Source organism: Sphingopyxis sp., assembly GCF_016704835.1.
GTDB lineage: Bacteria > Pseudomonadota > Alphaproteobacteria > Sphingomonadales > Sphingomonadaceae > Sphingopyxis.
This window is the reverse complement of sequence record NZ_JADIZJ010000001.1, coordinates 354088-378829: the sequence shown is the minus strand read 5'-3', so window position 1 is coordinate 378829 and position 24742 is coordinate 354088. Positions and strand designations below refer to the sequence as shown.

Here is a 24742-nt window from a genome sequence, read left to right as displayed (position 1 = left end):
CCGAACCTTACTTGTCCAGTTCGGTCGAAACTTCGTTGAAGGTGTTGCCGACGCTTTCGCCAACAGCAGTCATCGCAGTGATGCCGGCGACGGCGATGAGAGCGGCAATCAGGCCGTATTCGATGGCGGTAGCGGCCTTGGTGTCGCGGACGAACTTTTTGATGAACTTCATGACTGGTCTCCTAATTTCACTTACCCTGTTGACGGTCTGGTCTGGGTCAACACTGGCTGGTTTAAGGCGAATAGGTTTTGAAAATCTTAATGGCCGATACCGAAAAACTGGAACGACAGTCCAGAAAGGAGACAGCCATCGTAACGCTACATGTTGGTTTGGGCGGCTGTCGAAACCTCATTCCACATGGTTCCGGTGCTATTCGCCACATTGCCGACGGCGGTGACAGCCGCCAGAAATATAAGGGCTATGAGCAGCCCATATTCGACGGCTGTAGCGGCCCTGGTCGACCGCATCAGCCTGTAAAGATTGCGCATTGTTCCACCCCTGACTGAAGTATAGTTCCCGAGGATGCCCATGATCGCACAGGAAAGTTAACAATTTGTCCGCGACCAACCCCGGAAAACCGCCGAAAAGCAGCCTGATTGTCGTTGCTGCCGCACTTGTCGATCGTGACGGCCGGCTGCTGGTACAGCAGCGCCCCGAAGGCCTGTCGATGGCGGGGCTATGGGAATTTCCCGGCGGCAAGATCGAACCTGGCGAAACGCCGGAACAGGCGCTGGTGCGCGAGTTGGCCGAAGAACTGGCTATCGACGTCGAGCAGGCCTGTCTGGCCCCAGCTTGTTTTGCCAGCGACATGCTAGGCGACCGGCATCTGTTGCTACTGCTCTATGTGTGCCGGAAATGGCGCGGTACGCCGACGCCTCAGCACGCCAGCGCGCTCCGCTGGGCGAGGCCGGTCGAACTGCATGGTCTGGCGATGCCGCCCGCCGACAAACCGCTGATCGGCCTGCTGGAGGCGTTGATCTAGCTTTTCGGCTTCAAAGCGGCGGCGAGCGAGGCGGTGCCGCTGCCACGTCTGGCCGGCTGCGGCTGGTCCGGATGCGGCGCCCAGCCACTGAAATGGATGATGCGCAGGCTTTCGGCGATGCGTCCGTCGGGATCGGCCTGCGCGGCAAAGACAGCGGCGATCCTTCCGACTTCCTCGCGCGTCAGCGGCGACGGGGCGGGCGCAAGTCGGCTCGACAGTCCAGCGGCGCGTAAGTCGCGGACCAGCGCGAACCAGTCGCCGTAGCGTACGGTCAGTGCCTCGACATCGACCACGGGCAGCGTGAAACCCACACGTTGAAGCAAATTGCCCATCGCCGCGAGGTCGATCTGTGGGTGCAGCCGCGCGATCGGGCGGACGCCGTCGGCCATCACCGCGCGGCGCAGCCGCGGCAGACTGCCGTCGCCCACGAACGCGCCGAGCAGGAGGCCGTCCGGCGCGAGCAGCGCGCGCAGGCGGACCAGCGCGCCGGGCACGTCGTTGACGCTATCGAGCCCGCCGGGCCAGAGAATGAGGTCGAAACTGGCAAAAGGCAGATTGATGGCGTCGGCCTCGACCACGATGGCGCCGCTTTCGGCTGCGAGGCGCGGCCCCGCCTCGACAATGGTCAGGTCGGCGCAGAGCGCTCGCAGATGTTCGGCGAGCGCAGCATCATGCGCACCGATGAGCAATGCGCGCGGAAATTTGCGCGTAACCATCGCCAGTCGGTCGAGCAGGGTTTCGGCGACGATGGGCGCGAGGAAATTGGCCGATGCGGGCTGCCACGCCATGCGGTCGCGTTGGGCACCGTGGCGGGCGGACGAAAAAAGCGGGCGGGGCGACTGCGACATGCGCCGCTTGTGCCGTCCGCGGCGTTGCTTCACAAGCTGGTGATGGCGAGTGCGACGGGTGATGTCGAAAAAGAAGATGCGCCGGCCGGCGAGTTGCTCGGCGGTTTGCGCATCGCGGCGCGTGCGATCGTCGATTACGCGTTGCCCCAGCTGCGGCCTCATCGTCGGCGAAGATCGCCAGTTGCCTGACCTGCTGGTCGCCGCCGCTGCACCGTTGGCGCCTGTGGTCGCGCGGCTTCAACGAGGCGGCACCGGTCGCGGACGATCTGGCGCGGGTAAGCGGAGCGCCACGCGACCATCATCTTCTGTACCGGTCAAATCGACCGCATCGCTCCGCGGCAATGGGCGGCGCGAGCGTGAGCGAAGCGTCGCCGGGGCGTTTGCGCTTGCGGGCGATGCCACAGCGCGCGCTACAGGGCGCCACATCATGTTGATCGACGATGCCCATGCCAGCGGCGCAACATTGTGCGCTGCGGTAAAAGTGCTGCGGCGCAGCGTCGCGGTGCGCGTGTCGGCGCTGACTTGGGCGCGGTTATTCCCGAGGCACTGATGACGAGCAACATATTTGACTTTGCTTCGTTGGATTCCGATATGTCGGATTAGATGATGACAGGATAGCCAAATGGCCAAGATCGAAGTTTTTACCAAATTTCTTTGCCCCTATTGCTCGCGCGCCAAGGCGCTGCTCGATGGCAAGGGCGCTGAATATCAAGAGATTGACGTGACGATGGACCGCGCCGGGTTCGACGCGATGATCGAACGCGCCGGCGGTGCACGCACCGTACCGCAGATATTCATCGACGGACAGCATATCGGCGGCAGCGATGACATGGCTGCACTCGACGCGCGCGGCGGGCTCGACCCACTGCTGGGGCTCGGCTGACCTTGATCGTTTTTGACCTTTGCTGCGCTGCCGGAGATCACCGTTTCGAAGCCTGGTTCGCGAGCAGCGACAGCTTTGCCGACCAACAGGCGCGCGGTCTGATTGGCTGTCCGGTGTGCGGCGACAGTGAGGTCGTAAAAGCGGTGATGGCGCCGCGTATTGGCGCCAAGTCGAACCAGCTGACATTCAAAGTGCCGACCACTCGCGACCATTCCCCTGCTGCGACCGAAATTTCGCCCGAACTGGTGCGTAAAGTGATGGCCGAAATCGCAGCGAAACAGGCCGAGATGCTGCCGCAGTCGCGCTGGGTCGGGCGCGATTTTGCTGACGCAGCGCGCGCCATGCACGAAGGCCGCGCCGCCGAGGTTCTGATCCACGGGCAGGCCTCGCCGCAGGAGGCGCAGGCGCTACGCGACGACGGGATTGCGGCGATGCCTTTGCTGGTCCCGATCGTCCCGCCGGACGCCGTCAATTGAGCCAAGCTAATTGACGCTGCGCATCCGGCGCCGCTAAACGAATCGCAGCGCACCCGTAGCTCAGCAGGATAGAGCATCAGATTCCTAATCTGGGGGCCGTGGGTTCGAATCCCGCCGGGTGCACCATTTTCAATGGCTTAGCGTTCAGAATTTTAATTTAACGTGGTCCACGACGTTTCTCTGGTTTCTCCATGAGACGCTATCCGGTCTGGTCAAAGCCGGTCGCTTATCTTCCCAATTAAGAATCGATTCTATCAATCATGACGACCTGACCTACGCCATAAAGGTGCAGGTTTTGGGAGTGGTGGACATATGGTCGCAAAACGAAATGAATGATGTAGACCTCACAAAGCAAGTTTCTCACGATCTGGCCTTGATTCTGCAATGCCGACCGGACCTTGTTCGTGAACCCGTCGGGGACAGCGGCCTATACCGACTGCATCAACAGGCCGGACAAACGACTGCACCCGACAAGGGCCAGATCATCACTTTGCACTTGGAAGGCGGGAGCCATCCATAGACGCCAGTCGGCAAGCGGCCACCCCCAGTCCTGTGGGGCGAAGCACTTGCGGACCGCTGACGGCCATTTTGGGAGGGGCGCGAATTTGGAGGTAATTGTCAGCGGAGGCGAATTGTGATCTCTCCTCTCGCGAAATGCTTCAATAGGGGAGGGGACGATGATTTGGTTTAGAACTTTTCTCGCGGCGTGCCTGCTGTCTATTCTCATTTATACCGGCGTCACGATTGGCGCGCATGGATGGAATCTGCTGCCAATTTTCTTCGGCGACATGGCTGCCATGGCGTGGCCCGGCCAGTTCAATTTTGACTTTTTCACCTTCCTTTTGCTCTCAGGACTTTGGACCGCTTGGCGCAACGACTTCACCCTTAGCGGCATTGCGCTTGGCCTGCTCGCGGTATTGGGCGGAATGCTATTTCTCTCGGTCTATCTGATCATCCTCAGCTTTCGTCATCAGGGTGATATCAGCGAGATGATGCTGGGAGCCAAGCGCGTGCGTGGGCATTCCGCTCACAGGCTGCCGTAAATGGGTTCGGCTTTGCTGCTAGCCAGCTGGCAGAAGCTGTCGTCGACGCGCCAAAAGGAAAGGCCGCTTTCCGCCTAGCCGTTTCTCAATGCCGACGGTCCCAGTCGGCCACTATCCCGTTTTCGAAGGCCTGACAGAGCTCAACATCATCTTCTTCCAAAGATTAATGCGTTGCCCCCATCCGTTGCAACCACCGTCGAAAAGCCGACAATCTGAGGATTGAAGTCGGCTACGCCGTGAGGGCCTTAAACTGCGCTCAGCTTTTCAATCTCCGGTGCGCCCGCCAGGCACGGACCAAGTTTCGCGCCGAGGGTGCGGAAATGGTCGGAGGCGCGGTGCGCATCGACCGCCGCGCCGTCGTCATAGCATTCCATGACCTTGTAAATGCCGGTCTCGTCGGTGCGGAACAATCGATAGTAGCTGTTGCCGGGCTCGTTCGCGGCGACCGCGGGGGCAAGCTCGGCGAAGACGCCCTCGAATTCGGCTTCCTTGCCGGGCTGGACGCGGATCGTCGCGATGATACCGATGGCACTCATGTCATTCTCCCTAAAGTTCAGGCTTTCAAATCGGGGTCGACGTCCCAGCCGTCCTCGACCTGAACGCCGAAGCTGTTCAGGATCATCGAAACCTGGGTGTATTGGCCCACGGTCATCACCAGATCCATCCGGCCCTTGTTGCCGAGGCGGGCGAGCGCCGCCCAAGTGGCATCGGTGACGAAATGATCGCAGGTGAGTTCGTCGGTAGCGCGCAGCATGGCTTGGTCGAGGTCGCTCCAGCCGACGGCATCGGGACCGGCCTTGACGCGCGCGATCTCGGCTTCGGTGAGGCCGCAGTCGAGGCCGATGCGCTTGTGCTGCGTCCACTCATAGCCCGAGCGGCAGTTGTAGCCGGTGCGCAGGATAACGAGTTCGCGATCGCGCGCGGTGAGCGCATTGCGCTTCGACAGGATGTAATTTCCCCACGCGAGGAAGGCGGTCAGCGCCCGTGGCGCATGGGCGAGGGTGCGGAAGATATTGAGGATCTTGCCGCCGCCGACCTTGCCTCCATCGGAGGCAAGGAAGGGTTCAAGCGCCGCGCGCTGATCGGTATCGAGCCGGCCCAGATCGACCGGCTCGATACGCGATTTACCTAGGCGCAAATCAGAAGACCTCGAACAGGCCCGCTGCGCCCTGACCGCCGCCGATGCACATCGTGACAACGGCATATTTCACGCCGCGGCGCTTGCCTTCGAGCAGCGCGTGGCCGACACAGCGCGCGCCGGTCATACCGAACGGGTGGCCGATCGAGATCGAGCCGCCGTTGACGTTGAGCAGCTCGTTCGGAATGCCGAGCTTGTCGCGGCAGTACAGCACCTGCACGGCGAAGGCTTCGTTGAGTTCCCACAGGCCGATGTCGTCCATCTTGAGCTCGAAGCGTTCGAGCAGCTTGGGGATCGCGAACACGGGGCCGATGCCCATTTCGTCGGGTTCGGTGCCCGCGACCGCCATGCCGACATAGCGGCCAAGCGGCTGGAGGCCACGCTTTTCGGCGACCTTGGCTTCCATTACGACGCACGCCGACGATCCGTCGGCGAGCTGGCTGGCGTTGCCCGCGGTAATCGTGTGACCCTCACCCATCACCGGTTTCAGGCTTGACAGCCCTTCGAGCGTGGTGTCGGCGCGGTTGCACTCGTCCCTGTCAGCGGTAACCTCTTTGAACGAAACTTCCTTGGTTTCCTTGTCCATCACGCCCATCGTCGCGTTGCACGCGACGATTTCGTCGGCATAGAGGCCCGCGGCCTGCGCCGCGGCAGTGCGCTGCTGCGACTGGAGCGAATATTCATCCTGTGCTTCGCGGCTGATGTTGTAGCGCTTGGCGACGACCTCGGCGGTGCCGATCATCGGCATATAGGTGTCCTTGTGCATCGCGATCAGCTCGGCGTCGGTCTCGATGAAGACCTTGCCGCTGCCGCTGACCTTCGAGATGCTTTCAACCCCGCCGGCGACGCAGATGTCCTGGCGGTCGACGATGATCTGCTTGGCGGCGGTCGCGATTGTCATCAGGCCGGACGAACATTGGCGGTCGATCGACATGCCGGGGACAGTGACGGGCAGCCCGGCGCGCAACGCGATCAGGCGCGCAACATTCATCGTCTGCGAGCCCTGCTGCATGGCGGCGCCGAACAGCACGTCGTCGATCTCGCCGCCGTCGAGGCCGGCGCGTTCAACCGCGGCCTTGACCGAGTAAGCGCCGAGCGTCGGCGACAAGGTGTTGTTGAACGAGCCGCGGCCTGACTTGGTCAGCGGAGTGCGGGCGGTGGAAACGATGACGGCGTCACGCATGTTGATATTCCTCTTCGAAGAGTTTGAGAGAATCTTTGCCGGGGAGGGCGGCGCTCAAACGAAAAACTGGCTGATCCATTCGGCGATCAGGGCGGGCTTTTCCTCGCCCTCGATCTCGACGGTCACTTCATTGGTCTGTTGCCACTGGCCGGGACGCTTTTCTTCCAGTTCGAGCAGCTTGATATGGCTGCGCACGCGCTTGCCCGAGCGAACCGGCGACAGAAAACGCACTTTGTTGCAGCCGTAATTGACGCCCATCTTGACGCCGCCCACCTTGGGGCCGTCGGTGCTCTGGCCGAGCATCGGCATCAGCGACAGGGTCAGGAAACCGTGCGCGATGGTGCCGCCGAACGGCGTCAGCTTGGCCTTTTCTTCGTCGATATGGATGAACTGGTGGTCGCCCGTCGCGTCGGCGAACTTGTTGATCATGTCCTGATCGACGAGCACCCAATCGGAAGTGCCGAGATGTTCACCGACCTTGGTCTGCAATTCCTGCGGCGTGATTGTGGCCATCGCTCATCCCCTCGATCATTGGTTCGGCGCGCGTTCTAGGCCTGTCTGGACGCCTTGCACAAGGCCCAAGCCGCCATCCCAAGGCGCCGTAGCGTCAGCTGCGCTTGGCGGTCTTCTCCGCATTGGCCTTGGGTTTCGGGGACTCGGCAAAAGGCATGATCATCGTGCCGTCGGGCGCGGCGGTGAAGGTCGTCTGGGTTGGATAGGCAAATTCGTAACCGGCCTTGGCCATCGCCTCGAACACGCGAATGCCGACGTCGGTGCGCGCTGCGGCGACGACGTCGAATTCGTCGCTGAACACATCGAACAGCAATTCGAAATCGAGACTGGAAGGACCAAAGGTCAGGAAGCTCGAGCGGATGAATTCCTGCCCCGACGCAACCACCTAGACCGTCGCGGTGCTGGTGTCATATTTGATCGTCTCGCCGACGCGAAACGGCCGGTCAAAAATGATCGACAGCGACGCGAACAAGTCCGAAAAAATACCCTGCGCGGCAAGACCGATAGCGATACCACCAATGCCCAGACCCGCGACCAGTCCGGTGACATTGACCCCCATATTGTCGAGAATGACGATCGTCGCGATCGCGAACAGCGCGACGCTGATCAGCAGGCGGATGATCCCCATCGCGTTCGCCAGCGTCTCGTTATGCCCGTCCGATGCGCGGCGTTGGATCAGCCCAAGGATGACCTCTCGCGCCCAGATCGCGACCTGCAGCACGACCGCGACGGTGAACACCAGCTGGATGATCTGCATGATCACCGCGGGGGGCTGGGCATAGCCGGCGACCATGCGGACCGCGACAATGGCGAGCACGAAAGACTTGGTCTTGTGGATCACCCGCCCGACGATGTGGGTCAGGGTGAATTCGCCCGGCGTGGCCTGCGCGCGCTTCAGCGCAAAGCCGCGGATCATGGAAAGCAGGAAATAGATCGCGAGACCCGCGGCGATCGCGATGCCGATCTGGAGCCAATGGCTGTTCACCCACGCGACGCTGCTGTCCCACCAGGCGCGTATGTCGGCAAGCGGGTTGCGGGTCGGAGCCTCGGCGACGGTCTTGGCGGCAACAGACTGCGCCGCGGCAAGGATGGAGAAAGTCACGTCGGTCCTCTTGGGTCTGGGGTCAGGCGGATTGCAGCAGCGCCGCAGCGGCGGGGGCGCGCTCCAGATAGGCCAAAAATCCGCGTTCGTAACGCGAAAGATATTTGGCCACGCGCGGCAACGGTCCGACTGCCGCGGCAAAGTCGCTCCGGTCCTGCGCCGCTGCGATCATCGCAGGGTGGACATAGGCCTTGCGCGCGATCGCCGGGGTGTTGCCGAGCCGGTCGGCGACATGTTCGAGCATCGCCTTGAGGGTGGGTGGTTCAGCGGCGTCATACAGGAACGAAAAGGCCTCGACGCTCGCCGACCAGGTACGGAAATGCTTGGCGCTGAATTCGTCGCCCATCGCCTCGCGGATATAGGCGTTCACATCTTCGGACGCGACCGTGCAGACTCCGCTATCGTCTTCATATTGGAACAGATTCTGCCCCGGCAGATCCTGCAAGCGGCGTACCAATGTCGTCAGGTTGCGGTCACTGATCATTACCTCCTTTTGGGCGCCGCCCTTGGCGCGGTAGCTCAGCCGCAGCGTCTTGCCGATCAGTTTGGCGTGCCGCTGACGCAACGTGGTTGCACCGAAGCTTTTGTTCGCTGCGACATATTGTTCGTTGCCGACGCGTAGCGCCGCAAGGTCGAGCAGCCGGACGACCGCGCCGACGACGCGTTCCTGACACAGGTTACGCCGCGCCAGATCGTCCACCAGCCGCGCGCGCAGCAGCGGCAGCGCATGGCCAAAGGCGGCGCAGCGGTCATATTTGTCGGCTTCGCGCGCCAGCCGGAAATCGGGATGATAACGATATTGCTTGCGTCCGCGTGCGTCAAAACCGGTGGCGAGGATATGGCCGTTGGCAGCGGGGCAGTACCACGCATCCTCATAGGCTGGGGGCAGCGCGATCGAATTGAGCCGCGCGATTTCGTGGCGGTCGCGAACGATTTTCCCGCTGCTGTCTCGGTACCGCCATCCCTCGCCGACACGTTCGCGCGTAATGCCTGGCAAGCCATCGTCAACATGGATCAGGCGCGGAGTGGACATGGCGCATTAGCGCCCCGATGTGGCCGATGGTTCCCGAAAAGCATATTAGCTCTTGCCCGGGTCCGCCGCGAAAGCCGTTTGCGGTGTGGCGAGCAGGCGGTCGCCGGCGCGCTGGACGATCCGCCGTCCAGGCACTTCCAGGCCAACATGCACAATATGCGACACGGCGAGCGTCAGCAAGACAAAGGCCAGGATCATCGCCGGATGTACCAGCGCCAGGTCATCGACGAAAAAGAGCTTGAACAGGATCCACAGGAAGAAGTGTGACAGATAGACTGCGTAGCTGATATCGCCGAGCCATTGCGCGACCCGGCCGGACAACATCGGGCGCGGCGCCGTCGATGCCTGGAGCGCCAGAATGACGACGGCCGCCATGATCAGCGGTACCGCCGCCGGCTGCGAATGGGCGCCGATCAGCAGCAACGTGCTCGCACCGACCAGCCCAAACGCGGTGGCGTAAATGATTACGGAGCCATGCACTCGTTCGCGCTGCCCGATCCACCATTGGCAGAGGATGATTCCGAGGCCGAATTCGACGAGGCAGCGGATCAGTCCCGTGGTTGGAATGGCGTCGCCGATGCTGGTCCGTCCGGTTGCCGCAAACCACCATCCAACCCCCGCCGCCAATGCAAGAGCGAGCAGCGGAAAACGCCACGCGTCGATGCGCAGGCGTGCCAGCCAGCCGCCCGTGACGGCGAGCACCAGATAGGCTGCCCATTCGGTTGAAATCGACCACGCCGGATCGTTCCATGCCAACTGATCGCCGAATCCCCAATTTTGGACCAGGAGATAATGCGCGGGCAACGCGCTGAAGTGATATTGTGCGCCGGGGTCGCGTCCGCTGATGATCAGCGCCACCGCGAAGAGGGCCATTGCCGTCAAGATCGCCAGATGCAAGGGAAAGATTCGCGCGAAGCGCCGGACGATGAAATGCGGCGCGGCGCGAATGCCTTGCTCGCCGAACTGCGCGCCGTAATTCCACCACAGGACAAAGCCCGACAGGACGAAGAACAGGTCAACTGCCAGATAGCCCTGCGCCAGAACGGCGATGCCTTGTTCGGGCAGAAAGCCCGTCATCGCGCCGCGGATATGATAGAATAGCACCGCCAGCGCGGCGATCCCGCGCAAGCCGGTCAGCGTTGGCAGCATGGTCACCGGCGCAGATGCAGTCATGCCGCGACACCGACCTGGCGCGGCGTCATCGGCCGCATCCCCGATTGGCGCTCGCGGCGACGGCAATAAGTGGACAACCCGATCTCGAGCGCCAGCATCATGTAAATGAAAGGCTGGAATGCGATGCCGACGAACAGCGACCCGACCAGATACACGATATGGCCATGCTGGAGCGCAGTGGCCAGCGGCGCGATCCATTGCTCCTCGGCCCGCCGCGTCTTGAGATAACGACGGCGCAATCCTTCCATCCGGGCCAGCCCGACAGCGTGGAGCAGCAGCCACAGGGCAAGGCCGGGATAGCCCTGTTCGCCCAGCATCTCGAAATAGCTCGAGTGATAGGCGCGCGACTGTTCCTCATAAACCGTGGCCGCGGCGTCCTGTGGCGCCGATGGGTCGTAAGCGCTTCCGGCTTTTTCGACGCGGACACGGTTCTGGATATACGCGTTGAAGCCGCCACCGAAGGGGTGCTCCTTCGCATAGTCCCATGTCCAGGCCCATACCGCGACCCGAGTCGATGCCGATTGGTCGGCCTTGTAGCCCTGAATCGTTTCCATCCGCTCGGTGTAACTTTGGGGCAGGAACGGGACTACGGCGATGGCTAGCAGCCCGGCGCCTGTGATATAGAGAAAGCGATGCCTGACCGCGCGCAGCGACAGGATTGCCAGGACAGCCAGGCACACAAGTCCGGTGCGCGCCTGCGTTCCCACCGGCAGCAACATGCAGGCGAAACAGAGCGCAAAACAGAATAAAGAGACACGCCAGTCAGGCGGAAAAATGGTGCCATGACGGCGATACCACAGGATGAGCGGGATGATCGAAATGGCGACGGTCGACATCGTGCTGCCTTCGTACAGCCCATAATTTTCGTTGAGCAGCAGCTGTAGCGACCCGTAGCCGCCGCCGCCCGCAGCGGTCTTGATCCCGCCCGCAATCGCAATCGAGGCGGCCGAGAGCAGCAGGATCAGCGCAAGCGATTCGATCCGCAGTTTGGTCCGTAGTGTGAGCGGCAGGAAAATCGCCCAAACGAGCGCCTTCCAAACCCAACTCCATTTATCCTGCGCTTCGACCGGGAAGTCGGCCGACATCGTCGTCATTCCGCAATAGGCGAGGAGCAGCAAGAGCAGCATCTGCCGCCCCGACCAGCGCGTATCGCGCTTGTCGTCGGCGGCAAGCCAGCCGAGGATCGCAAGCCCAAAGACGATCAGCGAGATCGGGATCGAGTTGATCAGAAAATAGCTTAGCCGCTGCGGCGCGACGATGTCGATGTAGCAAAAGCACAGCACAAACAGGAACGGTTTGCGGACCCCGACCCCGATGAAGGCGAACAGAAAGGCGACGAACGCAATGTCACGCATCGGGGTGGTCTTCCGGTTCCGCGTCGCGGTTTTGCTGCCATTGCATACGCGGGCTGACCTCGCGATCGAGATCGTCGCGATGGAGCAGTCGCCATAATGCAATCGCCATCAAGGCGTGCGTTAGACCAATGGAAAAATTGTCGACCATGTCGCCATTCGCCTAGGCTATCTGGGTTGACGCGGCGTTAAGCCTTGTCTGCCAGAGGCCAACATAATGACCCGAATATTGCACGTCCTCGATCATAGCCTGCCGACGCACAGCGGCTACACCTTTCGCACCCGCGCGCTGATGAAGGCGCAGGCGTCAAAGGGCTGGGACGTTGCTGGGGTAACCGGGCTGCGCCATCCTGAGCCTGGGCCGGACGGCGAAACGGTCGACGGGCTGACCTTTTACCGCACCCCGCCCATCGCGCCCGCGCGCGCGCCGATCCGCGAATGGCGCGAAATCGGCGCGCTGGCTAAGCGGGTCGAAGCGTTGGCGAGGCAATGGAAGCCCGATGTGCTGCACGCGCATTCGCCGGTGCTCGACGGTCTCGCGGCGCTGCGCGTCGGCAAGCGGCTGGGCATCCCGGTCATCTATGAAATCCGCGCGTTCTGGGAGGATGCCTCGGTCGGCAACGGCACCGGGCGCGAGGGAAGCCTGCGTTACTGGCTGACCAGGCAGCTTGAGACGCATGCGGCGAAATCGGCAGATGCAGTCGCGGTGATCTGTGAGGGACTGCGCGGCGACCTGATCGCGCGCGGGATCGATGCGGACAAAATTACTGTCTCGCCAAACGGCGTCGACCTGGAGCTGTTCGGCGATCCGCCACCGCGCGACAATAGTTTGGCGGACACGCTGGGGATTGCCGCCGACGACGCGGTGATCGGCTATATCGGCAGCTTTTACGATTATGAGGGGATCGACGACCTGATCGCCGCGATGCCCGCGCTGGTTGCTGTGCAGCCTCGCGCGCGGCTGCTGCTTGTTGGCGGCGGGCCGATGGAGGCGGCGCTGAAGGCGCAGGCCGCGGTGTCCTGTGCTGCTGCGCAGATCCATTTCGTTGGCCGCGTGCCGCATCACGAGGTCGAGCGATATTATTCGCTGATCGATATCCTCGCCTATCCGCGCAAGAAGATGCGGCTCACCGATCTGGTTACCCCGCTCAAGCCGCTCGAGGCGATGGCGCAGGGCAAGCTGGTCGCGGCCTCGGATGTCGGCGGCCACCGCGAATTGATTGAGGACGGCGTCACCGGGACGCTATTCGCCCCCGACGAACCCAAATCGATTGCCGATGCGCTGGCGAAGCTACTCGAAAATCGGGGGATTTGGGCGCAACGAAGGCGGACAGCACGTATTTTTGTGGAAACCCATCGTAACTGGTCATCAAACATTTTACGTTACGAGCCGGTTTACCAGCGATTGCTGCGCGGCGCCGCCTGAACGCACCAGCGCCGCGACGATTTTTTTTGGCCCGACGGGCCGCACGGAACTGGACGTTATGGACGAGACCCGCGACAACCCCGGCCAGGCCGTATCGAGCGCGCTGCTCCGTGCGCTGCGCCCCGCCGTGCCGGCCGTGATTGGCGCTGCGGCGCTGATCTTTCTGTTCGCCGCCGTGATGCCGATGTCGTGGATCGCGGGGATCGGCTGGAACCTCTATCTCGATCGGCTGTCAGACTATTTTGTGCCGCCGATCGGCAATGCCGGACGGCTCGTGCTGGCGCTCGGCATGGCAGCGATCGCCGCGCTGATCGCGGGCTTGGTCGCGCTGCTGATCGCGCAGCCCGAAGCGGCGGGCCTGACCTCTCTGCGCGGACGTTTCCGCCGCGCGCCCGATGCGGATGCAGACGAGGATAGCGACGCCTTCTGGACGCGCCGCCGCCGTGTCGATCTGCATCCCGACGATCCGCTGCGCCCGCCGATCCGTGCCGGCCGCGATCTTCCCGCGGGCGGACTAGGACCGCTGACTGGCGCCACCGCTGCCGACCATAGCGCCGAGGCCGACCTGTGGCTCGATGAATTTACCGAACAAAATGCCGATGAGCTGGTGCTTGCCGATCTCGCCCCCGGCGAAGTGGTGGTCACCGGCGACGAGCCTTGGCTCCAGCCCGCCGATATGAACGCGCCGCCGCTGCCCGCGCCCACGGACAATTCGCTGGGCGCGATGGTCGCACGGCTCGAGGCGGGACTTGCCCGCCGCCGCGAACCGGCAAGCGAGGTGGCTGCGACGACTGCGAGTCCGGCGCCTGGTGATGGCGCCGTCGCGGATCCCGAGGTTGATTTTGCGCTCGAAGCTGCGCTCAGCACCCTGCAGCGGATGACGCGTCAGTCGGTCGGCTAGCGTCCGCCCGCTCAATCTTCCACCGTCAGAATTTCGATCTGCAATGCGGCCGGCGCCTTGCCGCATTCAGCGACGACATCGGCGACGACATGACCGGGCAGCGGCCATTCGGCCGCGTTCAACGCGCCCTGTAACGCGGCGCCGACCGTTTTTGCGTCACCCTCCGCCAGAACGCAGGGAAAGATGTGGCGCGCGCCGACAAAATTCGCGCTCGCCCACGGCCGGAGCGTCGACGCGCCGATCGCCAGTCCGCTCGGTAAAGCGCCGCCAAGTAGGTGGCGCAAACGGCGGTGCGGGCAGCCGGGACGGGGCGACTGCGCGGGCGACCAGCGCGTCATGCCTGTGCTCCCCTGGCGGATTCCCGAAAGAGCCGTGTCCGCCGGTCGCCCTGCGGTGCGACCCGGCCCGCATGACACTCGGTACGCCACGCGTTCATGTAATGTTCCACACGACAGATCAGCTGAACGCCAGGTTCGCGACCGTCACGCAAATCGCGGACCAGCCGCGGGTCGCGCACCGCGGCGCGGCCAAACACGGTGGGCGGCATCGCCGACTCCTTCAAAAAGGCGTCGATCCGTTGCAACAATGTGCGCTCCATAATTTCCTCCGTGATCGTGTTGACAACCGGGCGACTCACCCGATAGGAGAAATCCTATCTGATGCTCATTTTCCTACTTGTCTAGGAAAAATCCGCTTGCTAGGGACGAAATAGGAAGGACAATTGCACTACCCCATGAGCGACCATGTTGCCGACCCGCGCGCCGCGCTCGACCGCCTCTTGATCGACAAGGGCATCGATTATGCGCGTCTGTCGCAGGTGATCGGGCGCAACCCTGCTTATATCCAGCAATATATCAAGCGCGGCTCACCGCGGCGGCTCGCCGAACAGGACCGCGCGCGGATCGCCGCCTATTTGGGGGTGTCAGAAGCCCTGCTCGGCGGGCCGATCCAGCGTGTTGCGAGCGCGGCGTGGATGCGCGGCCCGGGGATGATCCTGGTCCCGAAACTGGCGATCGGCGCCTCGGCGGGCGCGGGGGCCAGCGTCGAGGGCGAACCGGTCGAGGGCGAGGTCGCGTTCGACCCCAAATGGCTGCGCGACCTCGGCGCTGATCCGCGTGCGCTCAGCATTATTCGCGTCGAGGGCGATTCGATGGCGCCGACGCTGGACGATGGCGACGACATACTCGTCGACGGTGGCGACACCGCGGCGCGGCTGCGCGACGGCATTTATGTCCTGCGCATGGACGATGTGCTGATGGTCAAGCGCGTCGCGCGCGCACCGGGACCGGGGCGGATTTCGGTGATCAGCGACAATCCGCATTATCGCAGCTGGGACGACCTGCCGATGGCGTCGGTGCGGCTGGTGGGCCGCGTTGTGTGGACGGGGCGGCGGGTGCGGTAACCTGATCATCCCCATCGCTTCGCGGAGGGGGGATCAGGCAGCGTTCCGCCGCGTTAACGCGGCGCCGCCATCACCGCTTCGATTTCATGCTCGAGTACTTCGGCGCGCTGGCATTGTTCTTCGTTGCCGTCGCGGCATTTCCCGGCGGCTTTGTCGCGTTGGCGCGACAGCTTGCCCAGCTGCTCCTCGCGCTTGCGCATCTCGCGGCCGCGGTTGCGATCGGATTCGTCCTGGCTAGTCGTCGTCCAGTCGGCGACTTGCCCAACGGCCTTGACCGGCGCGGTGACGACGGTTTTCACCGCGCTGATGCAGCCGGTGAGTAGCGGCAGCGCCGCAAGGGTGATGATGATGGCACGCATGGTCGTCGTCTCCCTTACGGAATTTCGCCCATTGCATAGCGGCCGGGATGTGAACAGCAGATTGCGACGGACGGCCCAGACCAAGCGCTGCGCGAAGGATTAGAAGGCTTGCGGCGGCGCCTCGCGGTGTTAGGTTGACGCTGCGCCGGGGGCGTCCATGGCCACCGGTGGGGAGGAGGGTCATATGACGAACATACAAAAAGGCTTGGCCGAGCTGATCGGCACATTCTGGCTTGTCTTCGGCGGCTGCGGCAGTGCGGTGCTGGCGGCAGCATTTCCCGATGTCGGCATTGGCCTGCTCGGTGTGTCGCTCGCGTTCGGCTTGACGGTCGTCACCATGGCCTATGCGATCGGCCATATCTCGGGCTGTCACCTCAATCCCGCGGTGACCGTAGGGCTGTGGGCGGGCGGGCGCTTCGAGGCGAGCGATATCCCGCTTTATGTCGGCGCGCAGGTGGTCGGCGCGGTGATCGCGGCGTTCCTGCTGTTCTACATTGCCAGCGGCAATCCCGGCTATGATCTGGCAACCAACGGCCTCGCAGCCAATGGTTTTGATGCCGGGTCGCCGGGCGGTTACGACATCTGGTCGGCGTTCCTGATTGAGATCGTGCTCACCGCTTTCTTCCTGTGGATCATCATGGGGTCGACCGATGGGCGCGCGCCCGCAGGCTTTGCCCCGCTCGCCATCGGGCTGGCGTTGACGCTGATCCATCTGATCTCGATTCCGGTCACCAACACCTCGGTCAACCCGGCGCGCAGCACCGGCCCGGCGCTCGTCGTCGGCGGGCTCGCGATCCAGCAATTGTGGCTGTTCTGGCTCGCACCGCTGATCGGCGGCGCGGTGGGCGGCTTGCTGTACAAGACGTTAGGGGCCGACACCTTCCCGAAACCGAATATCGAAGGCGCATAGTCGCCGATCCGGCGGGGGCTAGCCGCCTCCGCCGGTCTTATGTCAGCAAATCGATCGCAAAGGCGCGCACTTCGGCGGCGATATCGGGGCGTTGCAGCGCCACCGCCAGATTGGCCTGGATATAGCCCGCCTTCGATCCGCAGTCGTAGCGCGCCCCGTCAAAGGTCACGGCGTGGAACGGCTGGGTGCCGATCATGCTAGCCATCGCGTCGGTCAGCTGGATTTCGCCGCCCGCGCCCTTCTCCTGCCCCTCAAGCACGCGCATCACCTCGGGCTGGAGGATGTAGCGGCCCGAGATGATCAGGTTCGACGGCGCATCGGCAACCGACGGTTTCTCGACCAGCCCGGTGACTTCGGTCAGCGATCCGTCCTGCGCGCCGGGCGCGATGACACCATAGCTCGACACCTGGTCGCGCGGCACTTCGAGCACCGAGATCAGATTGCCGCCGACCTGGTGGTAGGCATCGACCATCTGCTTCATGCAGCCGGGCGATCCGTGCATGAACTCGTCGGGCAAGAAGATCGCAAAGGGTTCGTCGCCGACGATCGACCGCGCGCACCAGATCGCATGACCGAGCCCCAGCGGCTCCTGCTGGCGGACATAGGCGCAATTGCCCGGCCCGAGCCGCGTCGGCGCAAGCACCGAGAGATCCTTGCCGCGCTCGGACATCGTCTTTTCCAGCTCGAACGCGATGTCGAAATGATCCTCGATCGCGCTCTTGCCGCGGCCGGTGACAAAGATCATCTGCTCGATCCCCGCCTCGCGCGCTTCATCGACCGCGTACTGGATCAACGGCCGATCGACGATCGGCAGCATCTCCTTCGGAATCGCCTTGGTCGCCGGCAAAAAGCGCGTGCCGAGACCGGCAACGGGAAAAACGGCTTTGCGGATCGGTTTCATGCGCGGGGCTTAGCTGCGAAAGGTTGACAAGGAAAGTCGAACGAGCCGCCGATACCTCGGCTATCGTGGCGTCACGATCACCACCACCCGGCGGTTGTCCTGACGCCCTTCATCGGTATCGTTGCTCGACATCGGTACCGCTTCGCCGCGGCCGACGATCTGATCGGCGGTGATTTGCATCCCGCTGGCCTGCATCGGCACGGCGACGGCCGCTGCGCGCGCTTGGGACAGTGTCAGATTATAGGCGGCCGTCCCCATTGAATCGGTATGGCCCTCGACCCGCGCTGTCGTGATTCCGACCGCTAAGAGCCTTTCCGCCATACCGGCAACATAGTCCAGTTGCTCAGTCGACACTCGGCTTTCATTAGTGGAAAACAGCAAGCGTTCGGGCATGTTTAACGTCCAGTCGAAACGCTTGTCGACAAAGCCTTCGGCCTTCAGCACGGCAATTTGTTGCGGAGAGAACCCGACCTGCGGCGGCACGCTTTGGCAGGCCGCGAGCAGCGAAGCGCCGAGGACAAGTAGCAAGCTTTTGACCGATTGGAGCATAGTCTGGGTCACGGCATCACTCCGATGGTTAAACTCAGGAACGGTTGCTCAGTTTGTCGGCGTACATCGCGGCATCGGCCGCGGTCAGCAGCGCCGTCGCATCACCGCCGTTGTCGGGATAGACGGCGACGCCGACGCTGACCGACGCGTGATAAGTCGCGCCGCCGGGAAGTACGACCGGCTGGGTGACGCAGGCGCGAATGCTATTCGCCAGGTTGTAGGGGGCGGCGTCAGCGTCGAGTGGATCGACGATGACAATGAATTCGTCACCACCAACGCGCGCGGCGAAATCGCCTTTGCGCAGCGTTTCCTTGATACGCGCTGACAATGCGATCAGCACCGCGTCGCCCGCGGCGTGGCCGAAACTGTCGTTTGCGGCCTTGAAATTGTCGGCGTCGATAAACAGCAGGGCAAAGCGTTCGCCGCGCGCTTCGGTCGATGCAATGCGCAGCGCGAGCTGCTCGTCAAAGGAATCGCGGTTCGGCAACGCGGTCAGCGTGTCGTGCGAGGCGCGGTGCGCAAGCATCGCGCGTTCGCTTTCCATATGCCCCTGCCAGCCCTGCAATTCGTCGAGCAGCGCGTTGATGTCGCCGCCCAGCCGATCGAGTTCGGCGATGCCTAAGGGTTTGACGCGCTTGTCGAACCGGCGGTGGAGCCGAACGTCATGTGCGACGGTCGCGATCTCGTTCAAAGGCTTGACCAGTTCATATTCGAACCGACGCGCCAGGAAGATCGTCCCGAACGCCGTGATGAGCAGGCAGCCGAGTCCGGCGAGCAGACCGATGCGGACATAGTCGATCAGCGTCGAGCTATCGCCCCAGACCTCGATCGTCCCGATTGCCGAGCCGTTGCGTTTGACAGCCACTGCGAAGGGGCGCGGGAAAAACATCCGGGTCAGTAACGGCGCGGGGTCCGCGAGCGGCGAGGTCCACTGCGTCAGCGGCTGCCCGACATCGTTAAGCACGCGCAGCCGCGCGATCCCGGGGATACGGGTCAGCGGTTCCAATCCCTCGCGCGCTGCCTGCGGATCGTTGAATACCAGCGCGGGCTCGATGCCATAAGCGCCAAGCTGCGCGGCCAGCTCCATGTTGCGATCGGCATAGCCGCGCAGCGCCGAAACCCCGGCGAGCAGGATGGTGAGGCCCGACAGCGCGACCGCGAACAGTGTGATGCCGAAGTGAAAGCGCGAGAGCAGCTTTTGCAGTGTCGTGCGCGCGCCGATCCGTTCGGGGCTTTTTCCCGTCATGGCGGGGCTCCCGTGCTACGCCCGATCGTCAGCACGCGCGGGTCGATCCGCAGTGGCCCGCGCCCGATAGCGTCGAGGTTGACCGAAAAGCTGAGGCTTGCGGCGCGGCCACTGACGCAGAACATCGCGCCGTAAATGCACGCGGCGTCATCATCTGTGATCGTCAGGATGGGGCGGCCGCGGACCCATGCAATGAGTTGCCGCCGGTCGGTTACCGCCATTTGGCCGAGGAACAGGATGTCGCAGTCTTTGCGGCTGGTCGCTGCCCCTACAGCGAGCCGCCTTACCGTCACCGAACCAGCACCGGGGACATCGGGCGCCATGCGATCGGTCAGTTGCGGCGTTCCGATCACGCACATCACGCGCGCCGAACCCATAGATCCGTCAGGCCAGCGCGCATAGCTGACGATACCGCCGACCATCCGGTTGACCGCGCGCGCCATCGCATCGTCACTGTCCACGACGATCGTCTGGCTTACGGCCTGAACCGACATCTGGGGCGTCGTCAGCGACGCGCCGATCAGAAACAGCGATGCCAGCACCTTGCCGCGACCCCCAACTGCGCCTGGACCTGGTCTGCCCGAGCGAGGGGGTGTCCGCTAGTCAAAAGGATTGGAAAGTCAAGGAAAAGTGACGTCATGCGGCCATTTGGCAAGGGTCCTCCGGGACCGAATGCCAAGCCAACACGCACCAATTTTTTCATCCAGGCGAAGCCTATCCTGAGCGCCTCGAAGGCCGCCGAAAGAGCCGCGATCTCGCCATTGCATCACGATGCCAAATCGAGATCCCGGCCTTCGCTGGAATGACGGTCCGACGAAATCAGGCGCGCAAGCGGTCAGCAAAACCCTTGCGCAGTTTCGCAAGCTTCGGCGGAATGACCGCCATGCAATAGGGATTGCGCTGCCCTTCGCCATCCCAATAGGATTGGTGGTAATCCTCAGCCGGGTACCAGTCGGATGCGGCTTCGATCGTGGTGACAATCGGCGCCGGCCAATCGCCTTGCGCCCGTTCGATCGCGGCGGGCGCAGCGTCGTCTTGCCCGGCATCGAGTGGGAAAAGCGCGCTGCGATACTGTGTGCCGACGTCATTGCCCTGGCGATTGAGCGTCGTCGGATCATGGGTCGCGAAATGGACATCGAGCAGGTCGTCATAGGAAATGACCGCGGGATCGAAGGTGATCCGGATCGCTTCGGCATGGCCGGTGTCGCCGCCGCATACCTGCTTATAGGTCGGATCAGCGACATGACCGCCGATGTAACCGCTTTCGACGCGCTCGACCCCGGCCAGCGACTGGAACACCGCCTCGGTGCACCAGAAACAGCCTCCGGCAAAAATGGCGATTTCTTGGGTCATGGCATCGATCCTTGTCTGGGAAAGCTCGGGGGAAGCGGATGCCCCCAAAATAGGAGGTGCGCGGCGCTATTCCAAGGGCGGCGGCGCGTCGATCAGCGGCGGGTGGAGCGCTTCGCCCTTGGCGCGCGCCGCTTCAATCCGTGCTGCTTCGGTTTCCAGCGACGCGACGCGGTCGCGCCAATTGGGATGCGTTCCGGCCTGGAACAGCGGGCGACCCTTGCGCTGGCCGAAAGAGGTCCAGAAACGTGCCGCGGCGAGCGAGTCGTACCCCGCACCGGCGAGTAGCCAAACCGACAGCCGATCGGCCTCGACCTCGGTCTGCTTGAACAGCCGTGCGCTGCGCCCGAACTGCTTGCCGAGCCCGCGATCGACCCCCGCGACATCAAGGCGGGCGCGGTGACGCAGGATGTTATGGGCCAGCTCGTGCGCGATCGCCGCCGCCAGTTCATCGTCGTCGTGAGCAAATTCGGTGAGGCCCTGATTGACCAGCACCATTCGGCCGTCGGCGACAGCGCCAGCCTTCTCGCTCGCCTCGACGCGAAAATCGCTGACGCAACCGGCGACGGGGGTGAGGTTCATCGCGCCAGCATCGCCAGTGTCGAGCGCGAGCGGGGCGGTGGGCGGTAAAGCCGCGAGTTTTATCTCGACAGCGGTGATCCGGGCGAAGGGGTGGCCGTCCGCGCCATCGGGCACCGCCCTGCCTTGCATGCCAACGACCGCCACGCCGACGCGCAGTCCCGCCTTTGCGGCTGGCGAGGCTGGTGCAAGCGCCGCAACAAAGGGCGCGTCGCGATCCACGGCGCCATAGGCGGCGAGCGCCTCTGGCCGCCGATCCGCGTCATAAAGGCGCGGATCGCCCCAGACCCAACCGAATTGGGGCTGCTGCACGGGGCACCAGGCGGCATTGGCGGTGGTCAGGCGAAAGCCGATCGCGGCAACGCGCGCCTCCAGCGCCGCCAGCGATGCATATAGCGACGGATCGGCGGGCGCCGCCGCGCTCGCTGGTGCACCGGCGAGCAGCGACAGGGCGGCAGAAAGGACGGAAGCACGATGCAGCATCGGCACCGCATATCAACGCGCGCCTGTCGCGGCCATGAATTTCCCGCTGTTCGTACCTGCCTGACGCTTGCCTATCGACGGCCAAGCGGCGATAGGGCGAAGCGATGACGCACGCCTCGCCATTGTCCCCGCCCGCCACCCGCCAAGCCCGCCCCGCCGCGCTCGCGCGCTGGCTGTGGGCGGTCGCATTGCTGGTGGTCATCGTCGTCGGGGTTGGCGGGATCACGCGCCTGACCGAATCGGGGCTGTCGATCACCGAATGGCGTCCGGTTTCGGGGGTTCTGCCGCCGCTGAACGAGGCCGACTGGATTGCGGAATTCGAAAAATACAAGCAGATCCCCGAATATAAGGAGATCAACCTCGGCATGACCCTGGCCGGGTTCAAGGCGATCTTTTTCTGGGAATGGCTGCACCGCATCCTCGGACGCTTGGTCGGTATGGCGATGGTCGTGCCGCTGACCTGGTACGCCTGGCGGCGCGCGATCCCGGCGGGGTATGGCGGGCGTCTGCTGGCACTGACTTCGCTCGTCGGGCTGCAAGGCGCGCTCGGCTGGTGGATGGTCGCATCGGGGCTCGAATATCGCACCGACGTCAGTCATTTCCGCCTTGCCGCGCATTTGCTGACGGCGCTTTTTCTGCTCGCGGGCCTTGTCTGGACTGCGCGCGACCTTGACGCACTGGCGCGCGATCCGGCGGAACGGCCCACGCGGCTGACCGGCGGCAGCATCGCGGTGATCGCGATCCTGTTCGTCCAGCTGCTGCTCGGCGCGTGGGTCGCGGGTCTCAATGCCGGGTTCGTTGCCAGCAGCTGGCCGTTAATGAACGAACATTTCGTACCCGAAGGAATCGACTGGACGGGCGGCGCGTGGTGGGCGCTGACCAATGATCCCTTCCTGATCCATTTCCTGCATCGCTGGTGGTCGTGGATCGCCGCGCTGGCGTTGTTGCTGCTCGCGCGCAGCTTGTTGCGTTTCGGGGCCAAGCGCGAAGCCGGGCTGCTGATCGTGGTCGTCGGGGCGCAGATGATGCTGGGCATCTGGACCGTAGTGTCGGGCGTCTCGATGTGGGTCGCCGTCGCGCATCAGGTGGTGGGTGCCCTCCTGGTCGGCATCGCCGCCGCGGCGCTGCACCGGCTGGGCCGCACCGCCGCATGATGCTGCTTGCCAAGCAGCTGGCGCAGCTGATCGCCGCACCGCCGACCGGCGACTGCCGACTGCCGACTGCCGACCGCCAAACGCGGCCGGCTGGCGACCGCCGACGTGCGCGCACTGGTCGCCCCCGCGAATGCCGCGATCCCGCTAAGGCAGCGCTCGATGGCGCGAACGTAAGGATTATGCACGACGGTACGCTGCGCACGATCTCAAAGGTTGAGCACAGTCCGATGGCAGCCGGGGACAGCGCCCCGCTGCAAATCGACCATCTGTGGACCGTCGTACCGCCACCGGGCTGGTGATGCAGGAAAGGCGACAGAGCTGGATTGTCGAGGCCGGGGGCGCCGGACAGACGCTCGTCGAAGAGCGGATGCGGGCGTTCGAGCCTGCCTCGTGAAGCATAGGGTATCATAATACCCGTCAGCAAAGCCGCGATATGCTTGACTTTACGCCCGCTTGGCGTCATTGGCCCGCTCCGAAGCGCCGCTGCGTCCCTCGTGGATCAGGCGGCGCAGTTTGTTTCGGGCCTTGGGGCATTGCTCCATCGCCCAGTCCCTATCTGTCAAGGAGCGTGCCATGATGAAGGCGCTGACCAAGACGACTGTATCGGCAAACGCCGCAACGGTCGAAAAGAAATGGGTGCTGATCGACGCCGAGGGCCTGGTCGTGGGCCGCGTGGCAACGATCATCGCCAATATCCTGCGCGGCAAGCACAAGCCGAGCTTCACCCCGCATGTCGACTGCGGTGACAATGTCATCGTCATCAACGCAGAGAAGGTAGCGTTCACCGGCAAGAAGCTGCAGGACAAGCGCTATTACAAGCACACCGGCTATGCCGGCGGCATCAAGGAAACCAGCCCGGCGAAGATCCTCGAAGGCCGTTTCCCCGAGCGCGTGCTCGAAAAGGCCATCGAACGCATGATCCCGCGTGGCCCACTCGGCCGCCAGCAGATGCGCAACCTGCGCATCTTCGCTGGATCGGAACATCCGCATGAAGGGCAGAGCCCCGAAGTGATCGACGTCGCGTCGATGAACCGCAAGAACAAGGTGGGTGCATAATGGCTGACGAACAGACCATGACCGATCTCAAGGACCTCGCCGGCGCCGTCGAAGGCACTGTCGCAGCTCCGGTCTCGACCACACCGCTGCGCGAGAAGATCGTCGACAAGCAAGGCCGCGCTTATGCGACCGGCCGCCGTAAGGACGCCGTCGCCCGCGTATGGCTCAAGCCCGGCACGGGCAAGATCACGATCAACGGCCGCGACCAGGAAGTATATTTCGCGCGTCCGACGCTGCGCCTCGTGATCAACCAGCCTTTCGGCCTGACCGATCGCATCGGCAGCTACGACATTGTCGCCACCGTCAAGGGCGGTGGCCTGTCGGGCCAGGCGGGCGCCGTGCTGCACGGTATCGCGCAGGCGCTGACCCGTTTTGAGCCCGCGCTGCGCGGTGTCGTCAAGACGGCCGGCTTCCTGACCCGCGACAGCCGCACAGTCGAGCGTAAGAAGTACGGCAAGGCCAAGGCCCGCCGCAGCTTCCAGTTCTCGAAGCGATAAGAGCTTTTTCCACCGACGGGTGGAGAAGAGGAGGGCGGTCCGGCAACGGGCCGCCCTTTTTCATGCTTGCGGCGAACGCGACGAACGGAGTTAATATTGGTCATTCAGTAATTATCCGATCGTCATGGGCAGTTAACCTATCCCAATGCGCCAAGTCCTGATCCGGACGAGGTATGCTCCAATGCTAAGGGGGTAGTTGGTA

36 protein-coding genes and 1 tRNA gene are annotated in these 24742 nt (G+C 63.4%); 15 read left to right on the top strand and 22 right to left on the bottom strand.

Annotation, left to right across the window (positions count from 1 at the left end; translation table 11 throughout):
* Window positions 1–7: 7 nt before the first annotated feature.
* Together IPF76_RS01975 and IPF76_RS01970 are read right to left on the bottom strand one after the other, a co-directional pair.
* Window positions 8–172 carry a Flp family type IVb pilin gene (locus tag IPF76_RS01975; protein ID WP_293838913.1) on the bottom strand — a complete coding sequence of 55 codons (165 nt, stop codon included), beginning with the start codon at window positions 170–172 and terminating at the stop codon, window positions 8–10.
* A gap of 146 nt (window positions 173–318) precedes the next feature.
* Window positions 319–468 (bottom strand): Flp family type IVb pilin, encoded by a 150-nt coding sequence (locus IPF76_RS01970; RefSeq protein ID WP_366499281.1) that lies wholly within the window; start codon window positions 466–468, stop codon window positions 319–321.
* An 86-nt stretch (window positions 469–554) separates the two neighbouring features.
* On the opposite strand from IPF76_RS01970, the gene IPF76_RS01965 reads away from it, so the two are divergent.
* Window positions 555–983 (top strand): (deoxy)nucleoside triphosphate pyrophosphohydrolase, encoded by a 429-nt coding sequence (locus IPF76_RS01965; RefSeq protein WP_293838907.1) that lies wholly within the window; start codon window positions 555–557, stop codon window positions 981–983.
* On the opposite strand, the gene IPF76_RS01960 is transcribed toward IPF76_RS01965, so the two are convergent.
* Window positions 980–1771 carry a methyltransferase domain-containing protein gene (locus IPF76_RS01960; protein WP_293838904.1) on the bottom strand — a complete coding sequence of 264 codons (792 nt, stop codon included), beginning with the start codon at window positions 1769–1771 and terminating at the stop codon, window positions 980–982. The genes IPF76_RS01965 and IPF76_RS01960 overlap by 4 nt on opposite strands.
* A 9-nt stretch (window positions 1772–1780) precedes the next feature.
* Between IPF76_RS01960 and IPF76_RS01955 the strand changes: the two genes are divergently transcribed.
* The 6 genes from IPF76_RS01955 to IPF76_RS01930 all read left to right on the top strand — a co-directional run bounded on the left by IPF76_RS01955 (window position 1781) and on the right by IPF76_RS01930 (window position 4233).
* Window positions 1781–2020 (top strand): hypothetical protein, encoded by a 240-nt coding sequence (locus IPF76_RS01955; RefSeq protein WP_293838901.1) that lies wholly within the window; start codon window positions 1781–1783, stop codon window positions 2018–2020.
* The gene (locus IPF76_RS01950; RefSeq protein ID WP_293838898.1) at window positions 2013–2381 is read left to right on the top strand and encodes a hypothetical protein; all 369 of its coding nucleotides are present in this window, start codon (window positions 2013–2015) and stop codon (window positions 2379–2381) included. Before IPF76_RS01955 ends, IPF76_RS01950 begins: the two co-directional genes overlap by 8 nt.
* A gap of 72 nt (window positions 2382–2453) precedes the next feature.
* Window positions 2454–2714, top strand: coding sequence for a glutaredoxin 3 (gene grxC / locus IPF76_RS01945; RefSeq protein WP_293838895.1), 261 nt, complete (start codon window positions 2454–2456; stop codon window positions 2712–2714).
* A 2-nt stretch (window positions 2715–2716) separates the two neighbouring features.
* Window positions 2717–3190: a DUF1178 family protein gene (locus IPF76_RS01940; RefSeq protein ID WP_293838892.1), complete on the top strand. Its 474-nt coding sequence runs from the start codon at window positions 2717–2719 to the stop codon at window positions 3188–3190.
* 49 nt (window positions 3191–3239) lie between these two features.
* A tRNA-Arg gene (locus IPF76_RS01935) sits at window positions 3240–3316 on the top strand.
* 551 nt (window positions 3317–3867) lie between these two features.
* A complete protein-coding gene (locus IPF76_RS01930; protein WP_293838889.1) occupies window positions 3868–4233 on the top strand; it encodes a hypothetical protein in 366 nt (121 codons plus the stop codon).
* A 245-nt stretch (window positions 4234–4478) separates the two neighbouring features.
* Here IPF76_RS01930 and IPF76_RS01925 read toward each other — a convergent pair whose 3' ends face one another.
* The 10 genes from IPF76_RS01925 to IPF76_RS01885 form a co-directional block, all read right to left on the bottom strand.
* On the bottom strand, window positions 4479–4769 hold the full coding sequence (locus tag IPF76_RS01925) for a putative quinol monooxygenase (protein ID WP_293838886.1): 291 nt from the start codon (window positions 4767–4769) through the stop codon (window positions 4479–4481).
* A gap of 17 nt (window positions 4770–4786) precedes the next feature.
* Window positions 4787–5371, bottom strand: a complete 585-nt coding sequence (locus IPF76_RS01920) for a carboxymuconolactone decarboxylase family protein (protein WP_293838883.1) — start codon at window positions 5369–5371, stop codon at window positions 4787–4789.
* Window position 5372: 1 nt separating this feature from the next.
* A complete protein-coding gene (locus IPF76_RS01915; protein WP_293838880.1) occupies window positions 5373–6554 on the bottom strand; it encodes an acetyl-CoA C-acyltransferase in 1182 nt (393 codons plus the stop codon).
* Window positions 6555–6608: 54 nt separating this feature from the next.
* Window positions 6609–7067, bottom strand: a complete 459-nt coding sequence (locus IPF76_RS01910) for a MaoC family dehydratase (RefSeq protein ID WP_293838877.1) — start codon at window positions 7065–7067, stop codon at window positions 6609–6611.
* 94 nt (window positions 7068–7161) lie between these two features.
* Window positions 7162–7452 (bottom strand): hypothetical protein, encoded by a 291-nt coding sequence (locus IPF76_RS20695; RefSeq protein WP_366498951.1) that lies wholly within the window; start codon window positions 7450–7452, stop codon window positions 7162–7164.
* Complete coding sequence (locus tag IPF76_RS20690) at window positions 7453–8169, bottom strand: mechanosensitive ion channel domain-containing protein (protein WP_366498949.1); 717 nt, start codon at window positions 8167–8169, stop codon at window positions 7453–7455.
* 22 nt (window positions 8170–8191) lie between these two features.
* Window positions 8192–9202: a DNA topoisomerase IB gene (locus IPF76_RS01900; protein WP_293838874.1), complete on the bottom strand. Its 1011-nt coding sequence runs from the start codon at window positions 9200–9202 to the stop codon at window positions 8192–8194.
* A 45-nt stretch (window positions 9203–9247) separates the two neighbouring features.
* Window positions 9248–10375 (bottom strand): acyltransferase, encoded by a 1128-nt coding sequence (locus IPF76_RS01895; protein ID WP_293838871.1) that lies wholly within the window; start codon window positions 10373–10375, stop codon window positions 9248–9250.
* Entirely contained in the window at window positions 10372–11730 is a 1359-nt protein-coding gene (locus IPF76_RS01890) for a putative O-glycosylation ligase, exosortase A system-associated (protein WP_293838868.1), read from the bottom strand. The genes IPF76_RS01895 and IPF76_RS01890 overlap by 4 nt, the downstream gene beginning before the upstream one ends.
* The gene (locus tag IPF76_RS01885; RefSeq protein ID WP_293838866.1) at window positions 11723–11878 is read right to left on the bottom strand and encodes a hypothetical protein; all 156 of its coding nucleotides are present in this window, start codon (window positions 11876–11878) and stop codon (window positions 11723–11725) included. The genes IPF76_RS01890 and IPF76_RS01885 overlap by 8 nt, the downstream gene beginning before the upstream one ends.
* 66 nt (window positions 11879–11944) lie before the next feature.
* Between IPF76_RS01885 and IPF76_RS01880 the strand changes: the two genes are divergently transcribed.
* Both IPF76_RS01880 and IPF76_RS01875 read left to right on the top strand, forming a co-directional pair.
* Window positions 11945–13153, top strand: coding sequence for a TIGR04063 family PEP-CTERM/XrtA system glycosyltransferase (locus IPF76_RS01880; RefSeq protein ID WP_293838864.1), 1209 nt, complete (start codon window positions 11945–11947; stop codon window positions 13151–13153).
* 58 nt (window positions 13154–13211) lie between these two features.
* Complete coding sequence (locus IPF76_RS01875; protein WP_293838861.1) at window positions 13212–14054, top strand: hypothetical protein; 843 nt, start codon at window positions 13212–13214, stop codon at window positions 14052–14054.
* A gap of 11 nt (window positions 14055–14065) precedes the next feature.
* On the opposite strand, the gene IPF76_RS01870 is transcribed toward IPF76_RS01875, so the two are convergent.
* Window positions 14066–14392 carry a hypothetical protein gene (locus tag IPF76_RS01870; RefSeq protein ID WP_293838858.1) on the bottom strand — a complete coding sequence of 109 codons (327 nt, stop codon included), beginning with the start codon at window positions 14390–14392 and terminating at the stop codon, window positions 14066–14068.
* Window positions 14389–14652 carry a hypothetical protein gene (locus tag IPF76_RS01865; RefSeq protein ID WP_293838855.1) on the bottom strand — a complete coding sequence of 88 codons (264 nt, stop codon included), beginning with the start codon at window positions 14650–14652 and terminating at the stop codon, window positions 14389–14391. Before IPF76_RS01865 ends, IPF76_RS01870 begins: the two co-directional genes overlap by 4 nt.
* A gap of 135 nt (window positions 14653–14787) precedes the next feature.
* Here IPF76_RS01865 and IPF76_RS01860 point away from each other — a divergent pair, with 135 nt between their 5' ends.
* Window positions 14788–15456, top strand: a complete 669-nt coding sequence (locus tag IPF76_RS01860) for a S24 family peptidase (RefSeq protein ID WP_293838852.1) — start codon at window positions 14788–14790, stop codon at window positions 15454–15456.
* A 53-nt stretch (window positions 15457–15509) separates the two neighbouring features.
* Here IPF76_RS01860 and IPF76_RS01855 read toward each other — a convergent pair whose 3' ends face one another.
* Complete coding sequence (locus IPF76_RS01855; RefSeq protein WP_293838849.1) at window positions 15510–15815, bottom strand: hypothetical protein; 306 nt, start codon at window positions 15813–15815, stop codon at window positions 15510–15512.
* Window positions 15816–15999: 184 nt separating this feature from the next.
* Between IPF76_RS01855 and aqpZ the strand changes: the two genes are divergently transcribed.
* Window positions 16000–16725: an aquaporin Z gene (aqpZ, locus tag IPF76_RS01850; RefSeq protein WP_293838846.1), complete on the top strand. Its 726-nt coding sequence runs from the start codon at window positions 16000–16002 to the stop codon at window positions 16723–16725.
* Between the two features lie 37 nt (window positions 16726–16762).
* On the opposite strand, the gene galU is transcribed toward aqpZ, so the two are convergent.
* The 6 genes from galU to IPF76_RS01820 all read right to left on the bottom strand — a co-directional run bounded on the left by galU (window position 16763) and on the right by IPF76_RS01820 (window position 21833).
* Window positions 16763–17626, bottom strand: coding sequence for a UTP--glucose-1-phosphate uridylyltransferase GalU (gene galU, locus IPF76_RS01845; protein WP_293838843.1), 864 nt, complete (start codon window positions 17624–17626; stop codon window positions 16763–16765).
* Between the two features lie 60 nt (window positions 17627–17686).
* The gene (locus IPF76_RS01840) at window positions 17687–18187 is read right to left on the bottom strand and encodes an OmpA family protein (protein WP_293838840.1); all 501 of its coding nucleotides are present in this window, start codon (window positions 18185–18187) and stop codon (window positions 17687–17689) included.
* 22 nt (window positions 18188–18209) lie between these two features.
* Window positions 18210–19421, bottom strand: a complete 1212-nt coding sequence (locus IPF76_RS01835) for a diguanylate cyclase (protein WP_293838837.1) — start codon at window positions 19419–19421, stop codon at window positions 18210–18212.
* The gene (locus IPF76_RS01830) at window positions 19418–19963 is read right to left on the bottom strand and encodes a YfiR family protein (RefSeq protein WP_293838834.1); all 546 of its coding nucleotides are present in this window, start codon (window positions 19961–19963) and stop codon (window positions 19418–19420) included. The genes IPF76_RS01835 and IPF76_RS01830 overlap by 4 nt, the downstream gene beginning before the upstream one ends.
* 277 nt (window positions 19964–20240) lie before the next feature.
* Complete coding sequence (msrA, locus tag IPF76_RS01825; RefSeq protein WP_293838831.1) at window positions 20241–20774, bottom strand: peptide-methionine (S)-S-oxide reductase MsrA; 534 nt, start codon at window positions 20772–20774, stop codon at window positions 20241–20243.
* A 66-nt stretch (window positions 20775–20840) separates the two neighbouring features.
* A complete protein-coding gene (locus IPF76_RS01820; protein WP_293838828.1) occupies window positions 20841–21833 on the bottom strand; it encodes a M48 family metallopeptidase in 993 nt (330 codons plus the stop codon).
* A gap of 104 nt (window positions 21834–21937) precedes the next feature.
* Between IPF76_RS01820 and IPF76_RS01815 the strand changes: the two genes are divergently transcribed.
* The 4 genes from IPF76_RS01815 to rpsI all read left to right on the top strand — a co-directional run bounded on the left by IPF76_RS01815 (window position 21938) and on the right by rpsI (window position 24540).
* Window positions 21938–22987: a COX15/CtaA family protein gene (locus tag IPF76_RS01815; protein ID WP_293838825.1), complete on the top strand. Its 1050-nt coding sequence runs from the start codon at window positions 21938–21940 to the stop codon at window positions 22985–22987.
* Window positions 22984–23286: a hypothetical protein gene (locus tag IPF76_RS01810; protein ID WP_293838822.1), complete on the top strand. Its 303-nt coding sequence runs from the start codon at window positions 22984–22986 to the stop codon at window positions 23284–23286. Before IPF76_RS01815 ends, IPF76_RS01810 begins: the two co-directional genes overlap by 4 nt.
* 277 nt (window positions 23287–23563) lie before the next feature.
* The gene (rplM, locus tag IPF76_RS01805) at window positions 23564–24043 is read left to right on the top strand and encodes a 50S ribosomal protein L13 (protein WP_293841844.1); all 480 of its coding nucleotides are present in this window, start codon (window positions 23564–23566) and stop codon (window positions 24041–24043) included.
* Window positions 24043–24540 carry a 30S ribosomal protein S9 gene (gene rpsI / locus IPF76_RS01800; protein ID WP_293838819.1) on the top strand — a complete coding sequence of 166 codons (498 nt, stop codon included), beginning with the start codon at window positions 24043–24045 and terminating at the stop codon, window positions 24538–24540. Before rplM ends, rpsI begins: the two co-directional genes overlap by 1 nt.
* The last annotated feature ends 202 nt before the right edge of the window (window positions 24541–24742 follow it).